The 19,694-nt window shown below is 46.3% G+C and carries 13 protein-coding genes; 5 read left to right on the top strand and 8 right to left on the bottom strand.

Annotated elements, in window-relative coordinates; translation table 11 throughout:
• Nucleotides 1-713: 713 nt before the first annotated feature.
• Entirely contained in the window at nt 714-1,052 is a 339-nt protein-coding gene (locus R7O12_RS07860; RefSeq protein WP_054701928.1) for a YggL family protein, read from the bottom strand.
• Nucleotides 1,053-1,318: 266 nt separating this feature from the next.
• Between R7O12_RS07860 and R7O12_RS07855 the strand changes: the two genes are divergently transcribed.
• Nucleotides 1,319-3,355, top strand: a complete 2,037-nt coding sequence (locus tag R7O12_RS07855) for a PhoX family protein (protein WP_130546491.1) — start codon at nt 1,319-1,321, stop codon at nt 3,353-3,355.
• A gap of 99 nt (nt 3,356-3,454) precedes the next feature.
• Here R7O12_RS07855 and R7O12_RS07850 read toward each other — a convergent pair whose 3' ends face one another.
• A complete protein-coding gene (locus R7O12_RS07850; RefSeq protein ID WP_213971483.1) occupies nt 3,455-4,846 on the bottom strand; it encodes a glycoside hydrolase family 1 protein in 1,392 nt (463 codons plus the stop codon).
• A 147-nt stretch (nt 4,847-4,993) separates the two neighbouring features.
• A complete protein-coding gene (locus R7O12_RS07845) occupies nt 4,994-7,054 on the bottom strand; it encodes a sensor histidine kinase (protein WP_132936951.1) in 2,061 nt (686 codons plus the stop codon).
• Between the two features lie 171 nt (nt 7,055-7,225).
• Here R7O12_RS07845 and R7O12_RS07840 point away from each other — a divergent pair, with 171 nt between their 5' ends.
• Entirely contained in the window at nt 7,226-8,575 is a 1,350-nt protein-coding gene (locus tag R7O12_RS07840; RefSeq protein ID WP_064354482.1) for a sigma-54-dependent transcriptional regulator, read from the top strand.
• Between the two features lie 43 nt (nt 8,576-8,618).
• Here R7O12_RS07840 and R7O12_RS07835 read toward each other — a convergent pair whose 3' ends face one another.
• The gene (locus R7O12_RS07835; RefSeq protein ID WP_005374203.1) at nt 8,619-9,827 is read right to left on the bottom strand and encodes a GGDEF domain-containing protein; all 1,209 of its coding nucleotides are present in this window, start codon (nt 9,825-9,827) and stop codon (nt 8,619-8,621) included.
• Nucleotides 9,828-9,930: 103 nt separating this feature from the next.
• The gene (gene brnQ, locus R7O12_RS07830; protein WP_104980348.1) at nt 9,931-11,241 is read right to left on the bottom strand and encodes a branched-chain amino acid transport system II carrier protein; all 1,311 of its coding nucleotides are present in this window, start codon (nt 11,239-11,241) and stop codon (nt 9,931-9,933) included.
• 836 nt (nt 11,242-12,077) lie between these two features.
• Between brnQ and R7O12_RS07825 the strand changes: the two genes are divergently transcribed.
• From R7O12_RS07825 to lhgO, 3 genes are all read left to right on the top strand, one after another.
• Nucleotides 12,078-13,088 carry a TAXI family TRAP transporter solute-binding subunit gene (locus R7O12_RS07825; RefSeq protein WP_017635521.1) on the top strand — a complete coding sequence of 337 codons (1,011 nt, stop codon included), beginning with the start codon at nt 12,078-12,080 and terminating at the stop codon, nt 13,086-13,088.
• Between the two features lie 88 nt (nt 13,089-13,176).
• The gene (locus R7O12_RS07820) at nt 13,177-15,300 is read left to right on the top strand and encodes a TRAP transporter permease (RefSeq protein ID WP_005374183.1); all 2,124 of its coding nucleotides are present in this window, start codon (nt 13,177-13,179) and stop codon (nt 15,298-15,300) included.
• 8 nt (nt 15,301-15,308) lie between these two features.
• Nucleotides 15,309-16,535 carry an L-2-hydroxyglutarate oxidase gene (gene lhgO / locus R7O12_RS07815; protein WP_132936954.1) on the top strand — a complete coding sequence of 409 codons (1,227 nt, stop codon included), beginning with the start codon at nt 15,309-15,311 and terminating at the stop codon, nt 16,533-16,535.
• A 47-nt stretch (nt 16,536-16,582) separates the two neighbouring features.
• Here the strand turns inward: lhgO and R7O12_RS07810 are convergent, their stop codons facing one another.
• From R7O12_RS07810 to R7O12_RS07800, 3 genes are all read right to left on the bottom strand, one after another.
• A complete protein-coding gene (locus R7O12_RS07810) occupies nt 16,583-16,987 on the bottom strand; it encodes a cystatin (RefSeq protein WP_132936955.1) in 405 nt (134 codons plus the stop codon).
• 174 nt (nt 16,988-17,161) lie between these two features.
• Nucleotides 17,162-18,160 carry a cytochrome d ubiquinol oxidase subunit II gene (cydB, locus tag R7O12_RS07805; protein ID WP_054574502.1) on the bottom strand — a complete coding sequence of 333 codons (999 nt, stop codon included), beginning with the start codon at nt 18,158-18,160 and terminating at the stop codon, nt 17,162-17,164.
• A 10-nt stretch (nt 18,161-18,170) separates the two neighbouring features.
• Nucleotides 18,171-19,559, bottom strand: coding sequence for a cytochrome ubiquinol oxidase subunit I (locus R7O12_RS07800; protein WP_017635517.1), 1,389 nt, complete (start codon nt 19,557-19,559; stop codon nt 18,171-18,173).
• Nucleotides 19,560-19,694: the final 135 nt, after the last annotated feature.

Here is a 19,694-nt window from a genome sequence, read left to right as displayed (position 1 = left end):
TTTTTGTTCCGAGTTCTGTGGATTGAACTGGATCACAATGCGTTAAAAGGGAGACGATAAAGATGAAAGTGAATTGATCTTGAGTAGAGATTTGTTTGAAAAGAAATAAAAAATCTTGCGGTTTTTATAAACAGTATGGTAAATCTGAAATGCCCACCTTGTTAATCCTTATTAAGATTCAATGACAGTATAAGTAGGGAACTTGATTGCCATTTTTCTGTCATATCTGGTGAGTAAGTTAACTGTGTCAGATAGATAATATGCCGTTTGCCAGTAAAAACAGGCTGCAAGAAATCGGTAATTATCATTATGTTGTGAAATTGGTCACGGTTAAATGATTGATTCCCTTATAGATTGAAGGGGATACGACCTTAGACAATAAGCTCCATGAGGAGCGTTACTTATATAAGATGAGGGACTTTACTATGAAAAAGACTAGAAGAGCTCAGCTACATCGTGTGCGTATTCAATACTGGAAAGACACGAAAGACGCCCCAGCTAAAAAATCATAGTTAATTATACCTAAAGGCACGAGCTGGCTGTGGAACGCAGTTTCCCGTTGATTGCCAGCTCAAAAACGCCAAAATCACTCCGCGCAACTTCCCAAGCACCCTATTTTTAATATCGCATTCTTCCAAAAATAAAAAAGCCAGTCTTAAGACCAGCTTTCTCTACCATTTATTGAGCTCTGCGTATTACAGGTTGCCCTTTAGTTACAGGTAGTTGGCGTCAACTAGTTCGCCCGCTTGCGCGCTTTTCACTTCTGGGCGTGCTTCTAACCATTTGATAACTTGCGCTTTCTGTTCTTCAGTCGCACTGCCGTAACGGTTAGTAGAACATAGGAAGCCTTCAAACAGTTCTAGACCACCGCCACCGAAGCAAAGACCAAGCTCGTCAATGTAGTCGATAAAGTCATCAACGAATGCATCGTAACGGTCGAAGTCGTTAATGTCTGTTTCACAGCTGATCTCGAAACCTAGGATTGCGAACTCCCCTAAGAACAGCTTTTTACGGATACGACGGCTCTTGTTATCGATCTTGTCTAATTTCATGATTATCTCTCGTAGATGATTTGATTTCGTACACCTTATACCTTCTATCATACTTTAGCCCAAGTAAAATCAGAATGAAGCGATACAGTTGGTGATTATGTGACCAGAATTTAATTGCTTCGTTAGCTGTGTTGGTTGGTTTGCAGTATTGTTGAAACACAAGTTTCATATGTTTTAAGCACTTTTGTCATTTTTCTTATCCAAACTTCTTGCCGTTCAACTAATCACCTATTTATTAATTAAACTATAAGATCGGGAAAGTAAAAATGAGCAAGGAAACCTTTGACGCGACGCGTTATAACCAAAGTGAAAACAAACCATTTGAAGAAGTATTAGAAGCGAGCCTATCTCGACGCAGCATTCTGAAAGGTGGTTTAGGTATCAGTGCGATGACAGCGTTTGGTGCTTTCGGATTGGCTGGTTGTAACTCGTCTGACTCAGGGAGTACAGTAAGCAGTGGTTCGGGCGCATCTAAAGCCGTTCTTAACTTTGAATCTATCCCTGGCTCACTCACTGACGCAGTTTCAATTCCACAAGGCTACACCGCACAAGTACTAGTACCTTGGGGAACACCACTTAATGCGCAAGGCAGCGCATGGCAAAATGATGGTACCAACACCAGTACCGATCAGTTAAATGCGCTAGGCATGCACCATGACGGCATGCATTTTTTCCCATTGAACGATAGCACTACAGATGGCTTGCTATGTATTAACCACGAGTACATCGACACATCAGCACTGCATCCAAATGGTCCGACGGTTGAAAATGGCGTACGTACCATTGTAGATGAAGTGCGCAAAGAGATTAACGCGCACGGTGTGTCAGTGGTTCGCATTCAACTGGAAGACAACATGTGGAAGTTGGTTGATACCGATCCACTAAACCGTCGTTATACTGGTGCGACAGTCATGGATTTGTCTGGCCCGGTGGCCCACACATCTTTAACTGTCACTCGTTTCTCGCCAGATGGCAGCCAAGCGCGTGGTACGTTAAACAACTGTGGCAACGGCTACACGCCGTGGGGCACGTACTTAACGTGTGAAGAGAACTGGCCAGGTTACTTTGTTAATGCCGGGACTCGTACAGAAGAGCAAGATCGCATTGGTGTCGATGATCAAAGTACACGCTACTTGTGGGAGACATTAGCAGGAAATTCAGAAGAGCGTCTTGATGAGTTCTCTCGCTTTAATGTGGCTCCAACAGGAGCAAGTGCGATGGATGATTACCGTAATGAAGCCAATGGTCACGGTTACATTGTCGAGATTGACCCTTACACGCAAAACTCACGTGCGAAGAAACGTACTGCGCTAGGTCGTTTCCGTCACGAGGGCTGTACTTTCGGTAAGCTTGAAGAAGGCAAACCAGTGGTATTTTATTCTGGTCACGATTCTCGCTTTGAGTACCTATACAAATTTGAATCAGCGGCAGCGTGGGATCCAGCAGATGCTAACCCTGATAACCGCTTGGCGATGGGTGACAAGTACATGGACGAAGGCACACTGTATGTGGCGCGCTTCAATGAAGACAGCACAGGTACTTGGTTACCATTAACGCTTGATAGCGTAACAACCGCTGGTGGTACATTAGCGGATCACTTTGATTCACTGGCTGAAATTATCATCAATACTGCGGGTGCGGCGGATTTAGTTGGGGCAACACCAATGGATCGACCAGAGTGGTGTACGGTTGATCCATTCACGGGTTCAGTATATTTAACATTGACGAACAATACGCGCCGTACAGATGAAACCAACCCTGCGAATCCACGTTTGAATAACAAGTTTGGTCATGTTATTCGTTGGGATGAAGGTGCTTCAGCAACTGACTTTACTTGGGATATCTTTGTCTTCGGTTCGCCAGCAAATGGTGATGCAGATACCAACCGTTCTGGCTTGAATGAGCTAAACCAGTTTGCGAGCCCAGACGGATTAGCGTTTGATGGCCGTGGTATTTTGTGGATTCAGACTGATAACGGCGCAGATGAAGTCACGTCTTACACCAATGATCAAATGTTGGCTGTTGTGCCATCTAAGCTAACAGATGAGAATGGTGATCAAGCTGTGATTGGTGCGGATAATCAAGCTGAATTGAAACGCTTCTTTGTCGGACCAAATGGTTGTGAAGTAACAGGCTTTACCATCAGCCCTGATTACAAATCATTGTTTGTGAATATTCAGCACCCAGGCAACTGGCCATACAGTGAAGATGCAGCCGAAGAAACGCCTGCTGGTGTTTCTGTGCGCCCACGAGCGGCGACAGTGGTTATTCGACGTGAAGACGGTGGAGAGATTGCAGTTTAATCTCTAAATGAATAAACACCTTAAAATTCAAGCCCTGCAATTGCAGGGCTTGATGGTTTAGGCGAATGCCTAGTTGCACTTTATACCTAGACAACCGGCTTAGCTTTTCAATGAACCGCCTGAAGTACGAATCACGTCTTGATACCAGAAAAAGCTTTTCTTGCGTTTACGTTCTAGCGTTCCTTGCCCATCATCATGACGATCGACATAGATAAAGCCGTAACGTTTGCTCATCTCTGCGGTTGAGTTTGCGACCAAATCGATTGGCCCCCAGCTGGTAAAGCCCATCAGCTCAACGCCATCCAGAATCGCTTCGTGTGCTTGAACAAGATGGTCGTTCAAGTAAGCGATGCGGTAATCATCTTGAATCTCACCGTTTTCATCGATTTCATCACGTGCACCTAAGCCGTTTTCTACGACAAACAGTGGTTTTTGGTAGCGATCGTGAAGGAAGTTCAGCAGAACGCGAAGACCCTTTGGATCGATCAACCAACCCCATTGGCTCTTCTCAAGATATGGGTTTGGTACGCTATCGACAATGTTACCCACTTCCTTCTGTTTCGGGTCTGCACTTGCACAGCCACTTGCGTAGTAGCTGAATGAGATGAAATCGACACTTGCCGATGCAATTTCTTCTAAGTCGCCTGCTTCCATCTGAATTTCGATACCGTTTTCACGGAAGTAACGCTTCATGTAGCCAGGGTACTGACCACGTGTTTGCACATCACCGAAGAACAACCACTTGTTGTTTTCATGCATTGCTGCCAGCACGTCATCAGGGTTACAGGTGTATGGGTAATTGATTGCGCCAAGCAGCATGTTACCAATCTTGCCGTTTGGTACGATTTGCTGACAAAGTTTTACCGCTTTTGCGTTTGCGACTAGCTGGTGGTGAATCGCTTGGTAAATCTCTTGTTCACTGGCGCCTTCTTGCAAACCAACACCAGTAAATGGTGCGTGTAGAGACATATTGATTTCGTTGAAGGTTAACCACAGCTTCACTTTGTCTTTGTAGCGTTCCAGCACTGTGCGAGCATAACGTTCGAAGAATTCGATGACGCGACGATCGCCCCAACCGCCATAGTTTTCAACCAGTGCGTAAGGCATTTCGTAGTGAGATAAGGTCACGAAAGGTTGGATGTTGTGCTCGGCAAGTTCGTCAAAAATTTTATCGTAGAACGCCAAACCTTCTTCGTTAGGTTCTAGTTCGTCCCCGTTCGGGAAGATGCGGCTCCATGCCAAAGAGAGACGCAGACAGTTAAAGCCCATCTCTTTGAACAGCGCGATGTCTTCTGGGTAGCGATTGTAGAAGTCGATCGCCACGTCTTTGATACCCGGTGTACGCTCTTCACGGGTTTGATGCGGACTCAAAATACCGTTTGGCAGCATGTCTGATGTCGATAACCCTTTACCCCCAAGGTTGTACGCCCCTTCTACTTGGTTTGCAGCAATGGCACCACCCCAAAGAAAATGTTCAGGAAACTTAATCATGTTTCTCACTCTTTATCGTTCGGAAGTTATTCGTTTTATTTGCTTGAGAATAGTGTAGGTCAAGGAGGGATTCTTGTATCGAGATCGTGTTTTTCTCAAACAGCGGGGATGCCTAGTTCTAATGATGATTTTGTAATCAATATCAACCTAGGCTGATTTGAACAATAGAGTGAAAGTCAGCCCATTTTGTTCATTCTTATGCACGGTAATTTGTCCGTTCATATCACGCATATTGTTGGCCGTAATCGCTAAACCCAGCCCCAATCCTTCACCAATTTTCTTTGAGGTTTGGAAGGGCTCGAACATCGACTCAAGCATCTCATCCGACACGCCGCAGCCATTATCACTGACGATCAGTTCGACCTGATTGCCGGTTGGGTTGACGATCAAGCTGAGCTGCGGGTGGGTGGTACGGTTCATTGCGTCTAGCGCATTCGAGACAAGATTACCGAGCACCTGAAGCAGTCGTTGTTCTTCACCCATGATGTTAGGTAAGTCATGAGGAACTCGAACACGTACATCCACCTTGTCTAATTGGGTTTGATAAACGCGTAGGGTTTCTTCGAGTGCGGAGGTAAGAGAAATTGCTTGTAGGCTTTCTGGTTTGTTGTAGGCGAACGTCTTTAGCTGACTGGTCATGCTTGCCATACGATCAATCAGCTTTTGCACCAAAACATTGTTGGCTTTCATCATCTCGGCTTCGCCGCGTTCCGCCAGCAGTTCGTTCGTGGTGAGTAGGGTACGCAAGCCTGTCAGTGGCTGATTGAGCTCATGAGTAATAGCGCTCGACATGCGCCCCAAGGCTGCCATTTTGCTCGATTCAATTAACTGGCTTTGCGCTTCTTTTAGCGCTTGAGTTCGCTCTTCAACCCGTTGTGCCAGTTCTTGGTTGACCTGTTGTAGTGACTGTTCGGCTTTTTTCCGCTTGCTGATGTCGATGATCGTTGCAAGGAAATACTGCTCGCCATGCCAAGGGAAACTGGTTAGCGAGAACAGGACAGGGAAGACGCTTCCATCGCTGCGTCTGGCAATGGTTTCGACCGTGCTGATCTCTGCGAGCTCTTTATGCTTAGGCAAGTCCTTGAGCAACTTAAGTGTGGTGGAATTGGGGTTGCCTGCGTCGAATAATTCCCAAGCAAAAGCGTGTCGATTGACGCTTTCTGGTAAACAGAACAAACGCTTCGCCATTGGGTTGAGATCGAACAGTTGTCCTTGTTCATCAATCAATAGCAAACCAACGTGAGTTTTATTGATCATCTGTTTCAAGCGGCGTTGGGACTCTTCCAACAGGGCTTGAATTCGCTGTTGATTGATGTGCTTTTGGCGACGTTGTAGACCAATGATGACGAGTAATATAACCAATAAGAGTAGCGCTGCTACGCTCCAACCAATTACGTTGATGGTTTGCTGAATCGGCTTAGAAGGGGTGAGGTAGCTTACGTACCAATTCAAATCATCCAATTTTACGGTGTGCGCAAAATAGCGTTGCTGATTGAGCGTCCACACACTGATATTGGTGTTGTCGTATAAGCGCTGCGTTTCTAACTGAACGGTGTTGCTCGGTTCGTTAAACCAGTCAGCGTTATAGAGCGAGCTGCTCGATAGGAAAAAGCGTTGCTGGCGATTTTGCAACGTAATGATGTCTTGGCTAGTAATGGTCTGTTCGGTCAACAAGCTGAGGTTGATCTGCACCACCACAATGCCTGCGATATCCAGACCGTCGTAGATAGGAGCTGCAAGGTAATACAACGGGCTCGAACCTTTGGTTTTGTTCACCAAGGAAACACCGCCGCCTTGATTGTGAATTTGTTCCACAATGGCTTTTCGGTCAGACAGGCTAAAGCGCTCTTCGATCAAACTCGATACCAATACTTCGCCAGAGTTAGACAGGATTAGCCAACCTTCCGTATTGGCGGCTTTATCTAGCTGAGTCAGTTGGGTTTGCAATGGCTCGTAATAAGTCCGGTTTCCTTTCACAAATGCGATGGTTTCCGGGTTATTGGTGACAAGGTAAGGCAAGTGATAGAAGCGTTTGAGTGCACGGCGAACTTCACCGATATAGTCGAGCAGTTTTTGTTGAGCTTCGGTTTGAGTTTGTACACTCAACCACTGACGAGCCACCTCTCTGCTGGCGCTATAACAAGACAACATCAGCACTGTTGCAATTACGACCACAAGCCACGTTTTGCCATTCCTTTTGCGCTGCATACTGACTCCGTTCAGCTAGTGCGTTCTCACCGAGAGTCATTAAAGAGTGCGCCTAACTGGTTGGATGTTAAAGACTTGTAAGCAAGAAGTGAGATCTAGCTCCTTTTCTCCTCAGTGGTTTTTGCTACCGTTAGCAAAGAGCGATTTCTATTCCACCTACGGTAGTAACTCATGGCTTTTGACGACACCCCTAAAATTGCACTTATCGAAGACGATGACATTGTTCGTCAGGCTACCAGTCAGTGGCTGCAACTGGCGGGGTTCGACGTGACCGCATTCAGTTTAGGAGAAGAGGGCAAAGCGGCCATTCTTAGCCAAGAATTTGATGCGATTGTCAGTGATGTTCGCCTGCCGGACACCGACGGCTTGTCGATACTAGAAAGCCTGATTGCTAATCACATCCCAACGCCAGTTATTTTGATCACCGGACATGGTGATGTCGATATGGCAGTTGGGGCGTTGCAAAACGGTGCGTTCGATTTTATCGAGAAACCTTTCCAACCTGAGCGCCTATCCCAGCGAGTGACCGATGCGGTCGAGAGTTATCGCGCACAAACGTCTACTCAAGATCGCCAAGAGTATCTATCTAGCGTTAGCGGCTTAGAAGAAGTGCTGATTGGCCGAAGCCGTGTGATGCAACAGCTTAGAGAACAAGTTGCCAAGTTAGCACGCATTGATACTAACGTGATCATTTACGGCGAAACAGGTTGTGGTAAAGAGCTGGTGGCGACCAGTTTGCATAATGAAAGCCAACGCAGATCCTATCATTTTGTGCCAATCAACTGTGGCGCTATTCCTGAGAACCTGTTTGAAAGTGAGCTGTTTGGACATGAAGCAGGGGCATTTACCGGAGCGGGTAAAAAGCGCATTGGTAAGTTGGAATACGCGGATAAAGGCACTTTATTCTTTGATGAAATCGAGAGTATGCCACTGTCTATGCAGGTGAAAGTGTTGCGTTCATTACAGGAACATACGGTTGAGCGCGTTGGGGGTAACCAACAGATCTCGGTTGATTTAAGAGTGATCGCCGCCGCGAAAGAAGATCTCAATGAGCATGACGAGTTTCGTCAGGATTTGTACTATCGTCTTAATGTGGCGCAGATCTATTTGCCTCCGCTACGTGAGCGAGAAGAAGACGCGTTGATCTTGTTCGAACACTTTGCCCTGAAAAGTAACCCTGAGAGTCGTCCGCTGAGTGAAGCCGATAGAAAAGCCATTCTTGCTTACGCTTGGCCCGGTAACGTGCGTGAGCTTAGAAATGTAGCAATGCGTTTTGCTCTGGATGAAACCGTCTCCGTGATGGAAATTCTCTCCAGTCGACCATCTTCTACAACCGAAGAGACACAAGCAGGCGTTCCGTTGGCGATTCAGCTACATAATTTTGAGCGTAAAGTGCTGCATGATTCTTTAGTCAGGCATCATGGACGCATCAATGAGGTGATGCAGGAGTTGGATTTACCACGTCGAACCCTTAACCAAAAGATGCAGAAGTTTGGTTTGAATCGCTCCGACTATACTTAGTGCGATTTCTAGCTAATTCGAAATTACTGGCATAACAAACACGTTATGCGCTTTTGGCTGGAGCTGGGACAAACTTATAATTTAGGTCTTTCCCTTCTCCAAACAAGGTAACGAGGTTCCTTCCAGTATGTTTAGAGCTATATAGCGCTTCGTCTGCTTCAGCAAGCGCCTCTTGAAGTGATTGCCCCTCAGATAACTGACTGATACCAAAGCTCATGGTCACTTCAGTTTTAAATGATTGCAAAGCGGTTTCAGTTTCGACCGCAAGGCGAATTTGCTCTGCGACAATTTTGGCTTGCTGTGCTTTTTCGAGCAAAACAATCATGAACTCGTCACCACCAAATCGCACAATGCAGGCGGACTCAGGAAGATGCTTTTTAAAAATAGTGGAGATCGTTGCCATGACGGAGTCGCCAACCGTGTGACCATAGTGATCATTAATCGCTTTAAACTTGTCTACATCAGTCATAATAATGCTGATTGCTTGGCTTTTTTTATGTGCTTTACTAACCAAGTTTGGAACGATTTCTTCCATGGCTCGACGATTATATAGCCCTGTGAGTGCATCTAAATGAGAGAGATCATTAATGGATTGCACCAAGCGTCCGTTAATTAACCACAGCATACTAAAGCTCAAAGCAACGATCAGGCAGATGCTAAATAAGAAAGTCAGCTGATGGATAAGGCCTGCGACCATAAAGCTTGGTAACTCACCTGAAAAAGTACTCCAAAGCGCCCTAAATCCCATAAAAAAACTAAATCCAAAGAAAGAGTAAGCCATTGCTTTAACAGGGAGCTTTAAGTCCTTTTGGGTACCTTTAAGCATGGCGACACCACTAAAGAAGGTGACGATACAAATATACATGCTCAGATAAATAATACGGCTTTTGATAGAAGGGTCATGGAAGGTGAAATAGTAAAATGAACCACTAAAAACAGGTGTTAACAAGGTGAGACAGTGAGCCAATTTTAAAGGGTATTGACGAAAAATGCTTACGCTATATAGCGTAAGCAAGAAGCCGACTAATATGAGAGTGTTGGCTATGACGATGGTCAGCCAGTCTGGCGCAGAGCCTCTAAAGCCAAGTAAAAAAGGACCTAAACCAATAAACAGTAGTGATATCGAGAAGGTTTTTAGGCCTTTGACTCTACCCTGAGTGTATTGATAACAAAGCAGACTAATAGAGTAAATGCAAGAGAACAGAATAACGATAAAGTTCAGTGTTCTGATGTCTAGATACTGATTATCCATAGGCGACCCATATCAATCTTTCATTCAGGCAACTCCTTTGCCTGATATCAATAAGCGAGCTACATAGTAACGCACTTATTGAGCGATGTCTTATGTTAAACGGCTATTCATTCACCAGCTCGAATTGTTCGGTTTGGTTGGTTTTCGTCGTAAACAGCAGACCAACAATCATCATAAATACGCTAGGCACAATCCAGCTAGCAAAGTCATTGTACAGAGGCATGTAATTACCCATCCACTCATCAGTGGAACTTGGCATGTAACCTAGGATGTGCAGCGCATCAACACAACCAAACATTAGAGCAGTGAACGCGGTTGCGACCACCATGATTTGCGACATCTTGTCGCGCACTGGTGCCATGATCATCAATGCAATCGCTACTGGGTGAAGCGCCACAACCGCTGGTAATGTGATAGCCAATAGTTGCTCTAGACCTACGTTGGCGATCAAACCAGCCAATACCATGGTCGTGATAACGCAGCCTTTGTAGTTCACTTTGCTGAAAGTGTTGTCGTAAAACTCACTGCCTGCTGTGGTTACGCCGATAGCAGTAGTCAAACACGCCAATACCATCACGGCACCTAGTAATAGTGAGCCAAATGCGCCGAAGTGGCTGAAGGTGAATGCCGTTAAAATGTCGCCACCATTGCTGAACTCAGAACCCAAGTATGAGCTTGTCGAACCAATGTAAGCCAATGAGATGTAAACAAATGCCATAGCAACCGCGTACATCAAAGCTGCAATTAGCGTGTATTTTGCGGTCGCTTTCGGACAGTCCACACCCATGCTGCGAATCGCGCGGAAGATAATCCAACCAAAACCGATAGAACCTAGCGCATCCATGGTCATGTAGCCTTGGGTCAAGCCTTCAGCAAATGCGCCAGATACGTATGGTCCCGTTGCGGCAGTTAGCTCGCCTGCAGGAGAAACCAAAGCCGTCACAGACATGATGATTAAGATCGCCATCAATGCAGGCGTTAAGATCTTGCCTAGGTTGTCGACCAACTTACCCGGATATAGGGCAAATAGAATGGTGATAGCACAGAAGGCAATAGTGAAAGGCACCAAAGCGGCATCACCAAACATTGGTGCAAAGCTAAATTGGTAAGCTACGGTAATCGCACGTGGGATCACGAACGCAGGGCCAATCACAATAAACACCATCACCCAAAAACTGGTCGCCAAAGGTTTAGGTAGGGCGGCGGTTAGTTTGTCTGAACCGTTTACTATAGCCACCATCACCAGTGCCATTGCAGGCAGGCCTACGCCCGTTAATAGGAAGCCAGACATCCCGCTCAGAAAGTTTTCACCTGCTTGGTAACCCAAAAATGGAGGGAAGATCAGGTTACCCGCGCCTAAGTACATGGCGAAAGTCATGAAGCCCAAAGCGGCGATATTACGTGCGCTTAACATTGTTATTCCTCTTATGTTTCGCTTGGAAGAAACTGAAAGGAATGGGAGGAGTATGTGGTGTTCCCGTCAGCTTCTTCTCAAGCTGACAGAAAGTTTAGATATAGCCTGTCAGCTCTGAATCAGTTTCAGAGAGAGCAGGAGGATCGCAGCAGCAACGCCAGATGGGCGTTTTAAAGCGAATTGTGATTGCGCAGTTGCTGACATGGGTAATCCTTAATGACGAAAAAATACCAAGGAATACGTTTGCCTTGGTGTGTTGTTACACTAACGAACATAGGGCTATTGGTACAACCCCGAAGTAGAAAATAAGTTGATACGGTCAATGTTTGTTTCTGAACTGGTGGATCGAACTGCTTTTTAAATTCAAAATTAGAATAAATGACTTTTCATTTCTGTAACATGACTTGTTTTGCTGTATTTTTGTGCTATTTGTAGTCGTTTAGGCTATAAACCTCCGCTGATAAAGTGAGCAGTTTAGAATGATGCGCTTTTTCTTCTTATTGTTAAGACGATCATTAGTTGCAGTTCAATCCAAAATTGCATCGGCAAAATATTGCTTATTAGTGAATCGTGCATTTATTTTGTCTTGATCACATTTTATTAACCTTTTGCGATCTAGGCGTGCAACCTTCTTCTCTTCAATGAGCAAGATCTTGCTCATTACTTTGCTGTCAAATCAGCATGATTTTGCTCATTTTTGATGTCTTTCAGCGCTTAGTTCAATAAATACAAAGGGTTAAAAGTTGGCATTTCAATTGCTCTAGGGAATGTGTTGTTAATAAAGGTTTAACATGATGTAAATCCCCAATCGTGAAACGACTACACGGAGAGTAATAATGAAAATGAATAAGCTGGTAAAAGCTTTGGCTGTCGCTGTGACTTCTTTTGGTATTGCTGCTAACGCTGCGGCAGAAGATCGTAGCTACATTCTTGCAACGGCATCGACAGGTGGTACTTACTACCCTGTGGGCGTAGCGTTGGCGACGTTAAGCAAAGTGAAATTGGCACCAAAGCACCACTTCTCCCTTTCTGCAATCAGCTCTGCGGGCTCTGGTGAAAACGTCAAACTGCTGAACGAAAACGAAGCACAGTTCGCGATTCTGCAAGGTCTTTACGGTGCATGGGCTTGGTCTGGTGAAGGTCCTTATGAGAAGAGCGGTCGCCAAGAGCAGCTGCGTTCAGTCTCTATGCTGTGGCAAAACGTTGAGCACTTTATTGTTCGCTCTGACCTAGCAAAAACGGGCACAGTGACTGATCTGAACAACCTAGATGGCAAGAAGTTCTCTATCGGTAAGAAGAACTCAGGTACTGAGAACTCTGGTCGCCAAATCATGAAAGGTCTGAAGGTCGACCCTGATAAATTCAATCTTGCTTACATGGGTTACGGCGGCAGTGCGAGCGCACTTCAAAACGGCACCATTGACGGCATGAACACGCCTGCGGGTGTACCTGTTGGTGCGGTCACTCAAGCTTTTGCTGCGTTGGGTAAAGACATTTCGATTCTTTCGTTTACTGACGAACAAATCAAAGAGGCGAACGGCAATTACAACCTATGGACGAAGTACGAGATCCCAGCGAACACGTACCCGGGTCTAGATAAGCCGATCACTACCATTGCACAGCCTAACTTCTTGGCAGTCCGTGAAGATATCTCGGAAGAAGACGTTTACCAGCTAACCAAAGCGATCTACGAGAACCTGCCTTTCCTACAAGGCATCCACAAAGCAACAAAAGCAATGGCGATTGAGAAAGCGATCGCTGGCTTGCCAGTGCCTCTTCACCCAGGTGCGGTGCGTTACTACAAAGAAATGGGCATCGAAATCCCATCAGACCTAATGGCGAAATAACGCCAACTTCGCCCCGAGTTTCGGCTCGGGGCATTTTATCCCTACCGATTTCTAAGATGGAAAAAGCCGCCAGAGCTTGGAGTATGAGATGAGCGACTCAATAGAAAAGGAATTGCAGAAATTTGAGCTGCCCACGCGCACTGATTTTCCGTGGGTAACCACCACAATCACAGTGTTTGGCGTGGTGTTGTCTGCTTTGCACATTTGGTTTAATACCTTATCGACGTTACCAGAGTTATGGATTTCCGCGACTCACTTTGCTGGCTTTGCGGTGATTTGTGCGCTTTGGTATCCGGCTCATATCTCTCTCAAGCAGAGTAAGCTTGCACTCGGTATCGATGTGTTAATTGCTATGGGCGCGGTCGCGTGTTTGCTCTACATTCCCTATGCCGAAGATGCGCTATATGAACGCGGTGTGAAGTTCGTGACCAGCGATTGGGTCTTTGCCATCATGGCAATCCTGATTGTGATTGAGCTGATTCGACGCACCATGGGCTGGTTTATTCCAGTGTTGATTGTGGTGTGTTTAAGCTACGTTGTGCTTTGGGGTAAGTGGGCGACAGGTATTTTCCACTTCCCGGGTTTGAGCATGGAAACCTTGCTCTACCGTAGCTTCTATTCTTCTGAGGGCATGTTTGGCTCTATCTCGCGCATCAGTTGGACTTTCGTATTCATGTTCATTCTGTTTGGTGCGTTTCTTGTGCGCTCTGGTGTCGGTGATTACATCATCAATGTGGCACGTGCTGCGGCTGGTAAAATCATCGGTGGTCCCGGTTTTATAGCAGTGATTGGCTCGGGATTGATGGGCTCAGTATCTGGCTCAAGTGTGGCAAATACGGTTTCCACCGGTGTTATCAGTATTCCTTTGATGCAAAAAGCAGGTTTCCCTTCACGCTTTGCGGCGGGGGTTGAAGCTGCAGCGTCGACAGGTGGTCAGTTGATGCCACCAGTAATGGGTGCGGGTGCTTTCATCATGGCGTCTTACACGCAAATTCCGTATGTTGATATCATCGCGGTGTCTTTTATTCCTGCTCTTATCTATTTCTTATCTGTTGCGTTCTTTGTGCGTATCGAAGCCAAACGCAGCGGCGTTCAAAAAATCACGACCAGCGATGAATCTCTACTGAAAGTGTTGATCAGCGGTTGGCACAACCTTATCCCACTGGCGGTATTGGTCACTTTGTTGGTTCAAGGTTTTACGCCAACTTACGCTGCGGGCTTGTCGATCATTTCAGTGGTGGTGGCGTCTTGGTTTTCGAAAGATCATAAGATGGGACCAAAAGCGATCATCGAAGCACTTTCGCAAGGCGCGAAAAACATGGCGACAACCGCTGTATTGCTGGTGGGTATTGGTTTGGTGATCAACGTGATCAGTACAACGGGTATCGGCAACACGTTCTCATTGATGATCGATGGTTGGGCGAATGGTGACTTGTTCATCATGATCGTTCTGATTGCACTCGCTTCTCTTGTTTTGGGTATGGGTTTACCTGTGACAGCGGCGTATATTGTATTGGGTACACTGTCTGCCCCTGCGCTTTACAAGTTGATTGCAGAGAACCAATTGCTTGAATTGATGGTGTCGGGTCAATTGCCTGAACAAGCAAAAGCCATCTTTATGTTGGCGGCGCCAGAAAAGCTGGAACTGCTTAATGCACCAATGGCGTTGGAAACCGCGAAAGAAATGGTGGCGTTAGTACCTGCGGACTTTATGGAAACCCTACTAGAGCAAAGTTTGGGTATGGAAGCGGTAGGCTTGGCATTGCTGGCTGCTCACCTCATCATCTTTTGGTTATCGCAAGACAGTAACGTTACACCACCAGTGTGTTTGACCGCTTTTGCAGCAGCAACCATCGCCAAAACACCACCGATGCGCACTGGTTTGATGGCGTGGAAAATCGCCAAAGGTTTGTATCTTGTACCGCTACTTATTGCCTATACAGGCTTGGTCAGTTGGGATGTGACGTCGGTAATTACCGTAGGCTTCTTTGCCATCATCGGTACCTATGCATTGATTGGTGCGATTGAAGGCTACTTGGAAGGTCCTCTAAACATTCTGACGCGTCTCTTGTTGGTAGTGGTGGGTACATTGCTGGTTTGGCACGATATCCCAATGTTGGTTCGTGTGGCAAGCTGTGCGGTATTTGTCGCGGTGTTCATTTACAGTGGTCGCAAGTTCAAATTGCAACAATCTCAACTATCGGTTTTATAAGAGGTCGTATGAAATCAGTCTATGACTACATCATTGTTGGTGGCGGTATCGTTGGTGTGTCGACAGCATGGCAACTACAGCAACGTCATCCAGACAAATCCATTTTATTGGTTGAGAAAGAGTCCGGTTTTGCCCAGCACCAAACCGGACACAATAGCGGCGTGATTCATGCCGGGGTGTACTACGCACCGGGCAGCTTAAAAGCGGATTTTTGTAAGCGTGGGGTAGAGCGAACCATTTCGTTTTGTGCCGAGCACGATATTCCGGTGGAGAACTGTGGCAAGTTACTGGTTGCGACCAATGAGCAAGAAGTCGAACGCATGAATGCTCTCTATGAGCGCTGCCATGTCAACGGCATCGACGTAAAGCTACTCGATGAAGTCCAACTTAAACTGGCTGAACCAAACATCACGGGATTGGGCGCGATTTATGTCAAAACCACCAGTATTGTGGACTATCGTTTGGTCACTGAGCAGATGGCGGAAGAGTTCAAAAAGCTCGGTGGTCAAATCAGCCTGAGAACCAAAGTGGTGGCTGCCGAAGAGAAGGACGAAGAAGTCCAACTGACCTGCATTTCAGACGGTCAAACGATGCAGCTTAATACCAAGTTCTTGGTTACTTGCAGCGGCTTGATGGCGGATCGCATGACTAAGATGATGGGTATTCCAACTGACTTTCAGATCATCCCTTATCGTGGTGAATACTACCGCTTAGATAGCAAACACGACCGAGTGGTGAATCATCTTATTTATCCAATTCCCGACCCTGATTTGCCATTCTTGGGCGTCCACCTGACTCGCATGATTGATGGCAGTGTGACCGTAGGTCCAAATGCGGTGCAAGGCTGGAAGCGAGAAGGGTACGACAAGGTTAACTTCAGCTTGCAAGATACCATGCAAATGCTGAGCTTCTCCGGTTTCTGGAAGGTGACACAAAAGCATCTAAAAACCGGATTGGATGAGTTTAAGAACTCGTGGTGGAAGCCGGGCTATCTCAAGCTGGTCAATAAATACTGCCCAAGCATCAAGGTAGACGATCTCAAACCATATCCTGCGGGTATTCGTGCGCAAGCGGTGTTATCCGACGGAACCTTGGTTCATGACTTCTTGTTTGCCGAAAGCGCCAGAAGCCTGCACGTTTGCAACGCCCCCTCTCCTGCAGCGACATCTGCAATGCCTATTGGAGAGTACATTTGCGATAAAGTGAATGAGAAGATAGAAGCGAAAACGGTATAAAACAAAGGCGACGTAACTGTCGCCTTTGTTTTATTTGAATCTGTGGATTAGGAGTCGCCATCTTTAGGGCAGAGTTCCCCTTTCTTGGCGTGTCTTTCTATCATGTAATCGCCTCGGGCACTGTGCAATACAATTGCATTCCAGACTTGACCATCTTGCAACTCGAACTCAAAAGCATAATGGGTGCCGCCGACCATTTTCGTTCTCACCTCATGAATTGCTTTCAATTTATCATCGGCATTCATTTGATAAAGCACCATGTTGAGTGAGCGTCTGGCGTCAGGAGTTGCCTCAGCAAGTTGCCAATGGCTCTGTTCGTTTGTTGCGGAGCAAATAGACCGCATTTTACTTTTCATGGCGGATGACATCTGCTTGTCTACGGCCAATGCATTTGGTGAAAACAGTGGAACCGTCAAAGGAATCAAAGTTACCAGAAACCGCTTTAAGGTCATAAAAACACTCCGTTGTTTTACTCTTGTTTGAGTATAGACCTCAATGGCTTCAGATGTGGTGCAGTAGACTCTGGGCCTACAATATCGCAGTTCGTATCAACGAACTGATGATAAACAAGGCGACCACGCTTGCCAGCCAAATGCCAATGAACCACAAAATGGGCTTTAGTTTCATCAGTGATATCCTTCTCCACGTTTCATCTTGCCGCGGAAAACCCAGTACGAATAAGCCGTGTAGGCTATGATCAGAGGAAGTAATACCACCGCACCGGCAAGTAAAAATGCCAAACTTTTGTCTGGCGCGGCGACGTCTTGATAAGTGAGTGCGAATGGGACCAAGTAAGGGAATGTACTGACACCGAAACCCATCGCGGACACAAGAAACAGGCCGATCGCAAGAACGTAGGCTCGGACGGCTTTGTGGTCGAGTAAGGCTTTGAATAGCTGCCAAATAAGTGCCGCTGTAATAATTGGTAAAATGAAAAACAGTAGCGAGTTTGGTAATGAGAACCAACGTTCAAATACGATATTTTGGCTCAATGGCAGCCACAAACTGGCGATGAATATACAGGCTACCATCGCTAGTCCCCATCGTCGCGCGACTACGTAATAGCGCCCCATCAGCTCTTCTGGAAGCTTGATTAATAACCAGCATGAACCGAGCAGAATATAAGCACAAACAAGCGCCAAGCCACAAAATACGCTAAATGGCGAAAGCCAATCAAACCATCCACCTGCGTATGCTCGTTCACTAACCTCTATACCTTGGAGCAGGGTTCCGAGCATAATGCCTTGCATCAATGCCGCGGTGAGTGAACCAATGAAAAAAGCGCTATCCCATAAAAACTTTCCGCGTTGTGTTCGGAAGCGATACTCAAAAGAAACCCCGCGCAGAATTAACCCGAGCAGCATTAAAATCAGGGGAGCATAGAGTGCTGGCATAATGACCGCGTAGGCGAGGGGGAACACGGCAAAAAGCCCACCACCGCCAAGAACTAGCCAAGTTTCATTCCCATCCCAAACAGGAGCGATGCTGTTCATCATCATGTCGCGCTCTTCATCGTCATTAGCGCTGAGGAATAGGATACCAATACCGAGATCAAAGCCATCTAACACGACATAAATCAGAACGGCGAGCCCAATCAAAGCGTACCAAATTAATGCGTAATCCATGAGTTAGCTCCTAGGTTAGATGGTTAGAATGTGTGATGGCATCAGTTTTCGTGCCATCAGGAAGTCGGCTATCTAGACCTTCTTCATATCGAGTTGGAGACTTGCGCATCAAACGTAGGAGATAGAAGAAGCCAGCTCCAAAAACCACAAAGTAAACCACGATGAACGCCGTCAGGGAGACGCTCACCGCGGCGGCATCAATAGGCGATGCCGAATTGGCTGTGGTTAAAAGACCGTATACGGTGTAAGGCTGTCGACCGACTTCGGTAGTTATCCAGCCTGCTAAAACTGCAATGAACCCCGCTGGGGCAAACAGCACACAAATACGTTGAAGTGCCCTTGAATCAAAAAGTTTGCGACGTTTTCTTAGCCAAAGGCTCCACAAACCAATAACAAGCATGCCAAAACCAAGCGCGACCATTACTCGGAAAGACCAGAAAACGATAGAGACAGGAGGGTGTTCCTCCTCTGGAAAAGCATCTAATCCCTTCACTTCACCGTTGAGGTCATGAGTTAAAATCAAACTACCGAGTTTGGGGATTTCCAGTGCGTATTCCATGCGTTTTTCTTCATCGTTAGGGATACCGAAGAGGATCAATGGCGCGCCTTGGTGAGACTCATAGTGCCCTTCCATCGCGGCGACTTTGGCGGGTTGATGTTCAAGGGTGTTTAAACCATGCATGTCTCCAGCAACGATTTGAATTGGTGTCACGATGGCAGCCATCCACATTGCCATCGAGAACATAATTCTGGCTAGAGGGTTATGGTTTGCTTTTAGTAAGTGATAAGCGGCAACGCCGGCTACAACAAAGGCAGTAGTAAGGTAAGCGGCGAGCAACATATGAACGAGCCGGTAAGGGAAGGAAGGGTTGAAGACAATCGCCCACCAGTCTTCTGGGATAAACTGTCCGGCTTCGTTGATACTGTAGCCCGCTGGTGTTTGCATCCAACTATTAACCGAAAGTATCCAAAACGCAGACAAAAACGTCCCGAATGCAACAATACAAGTCGCGGCGAAGTGAAGCTTCTTACCCACCTTATCCATACCGAAAAGCATCACGCCTAAAAACCCCGCTTCGAGGAAAAACGCAGTAAAAACTTCATAACCCATTAGCGGGCCCAGGATTGGGCCTGTTTTGTCGGCAAACACGCTCCAGTTAGTACCGAATTGATAGCTCAACACGATGCCACTCACCACACCCATACCAAAACTGATGGCAAAGATTTTGAGCCAGTACTTATAGATTTGCATGTACTGTTTGTTGCCCGTTTTTAAGTACAAGCCCTCTAATACAGCGAGATAACTTGCCAAACCAATCGTAAAAGCTGGAAAAATAATGTGGAAAGAGACAGTAAAGGCAAATTGGAATCTAGCTAGGTCAATGGCGAGTGTGTCCATGAGCGGTCCCTTTTTCGTTGGATAAACTGTTCGCCGGATTTAAAGAGGAGACAGAAGAGTGGCGAACAAGGTGAAATACGAAGAAGGAAGACGAAGAGATTAAAAAACGATCGCTTTTTACACATGTGCGTACCA

Source organism: Vibrio sp. Vb1574 (assembly GCF_033338675.1).
The sequence above is the reverse complement of the archived record's forward strand: the minus strand, read 5'-3'. Positions and strand labels throughout refer to the sequence as shown.

Coding starts and splice junctions, on each gene's coding strand:
- R7O12_RS07860 (WP_054701928.1), bottom strand. CDS start 1,052: ATGAAATTAGACAAGATCGATAACAAGAGCCGTCGTATCCGTAAAAAG.
- R7O12_RS07855 (WP_130546491.1), top strand. CDS start 1,319: ATGAGCAAGGAAACCTTTGACGCGACGCGTTATAACCAAAGTGAAAAC.
- R7O12_RS07850 (WP_213971483.1), bottom strand. CDS start 4,846: ATGATTAAGTTTCCTGAACATTTTCTTTGGGGTGGTGCCATTGCTGCA.
- R7O12_RS07845 (WP_132936951.1), bottom strand. CDS start 7,054: ATGCAGCGCAAAAGGAATGGCAAAACGTGGCTTGTGGTCGTAATTGCA.
- R7O12_RS07840 (WP_064354482.1), top strand. CDS start 7,226: ATGGCTTTTGACGACACCCCTAAAATTGCACTTATCGAAGACGATGAC.
- R7O12_RS07835 (WP_005374203.1), bottom strand. CDS start 9,827: ATGGATAATCAGTATCTAGACATCAGAACACTGAACTTTATCGTTATT.
- brnQ (WP_104980348.1), bottom strand. CDS start 11,241: ATGTTAAGCGCACGTAATATCGCCGCTTTGGGCTTCATGACTTTCGCC.
- R7O12_RS07825 (WP_017635521.1), top strand. CDS start 12,078: ATGAAAATGAATAAGCTGGTAAAAGCTTTGGCTGTCGCTGTGACTTCT.
- R7O12_RS07820 (WP_005374183.1), top strand. CDS start 13,177: ATGAGCGACTCAATAGAAAAGGAATTGCAGAAATTTGAGCTGCCCACG.
- lhgO (WP_132936954.1), top strand. CDS start 15,309: ATGAAATCAGTCTATGACTACATCATTGTTGGTGGCGGTATCGTTGGT.
- R7O12_RS07810 (WP_132936955.1), bottom strand. CDS start 16,987: ATGACCTTAAAGCGGTTTCTGGTAACTTTGATTCCTTTGACGGTTCCA.
- cydB (WP_054574502.1), bottom strand. CDS start 18,160: ATGGATTACGCATTAATTTGGTACGCTTTGATTGGGCTCGCCGTTCTG.
- R7O12_RS07800 (WP_017635517.1), bottom strand. CDS start 19,559: ATGGACACACTCGCCATTGACCTAGCTAGATTCCAATTTGCCTTTACT.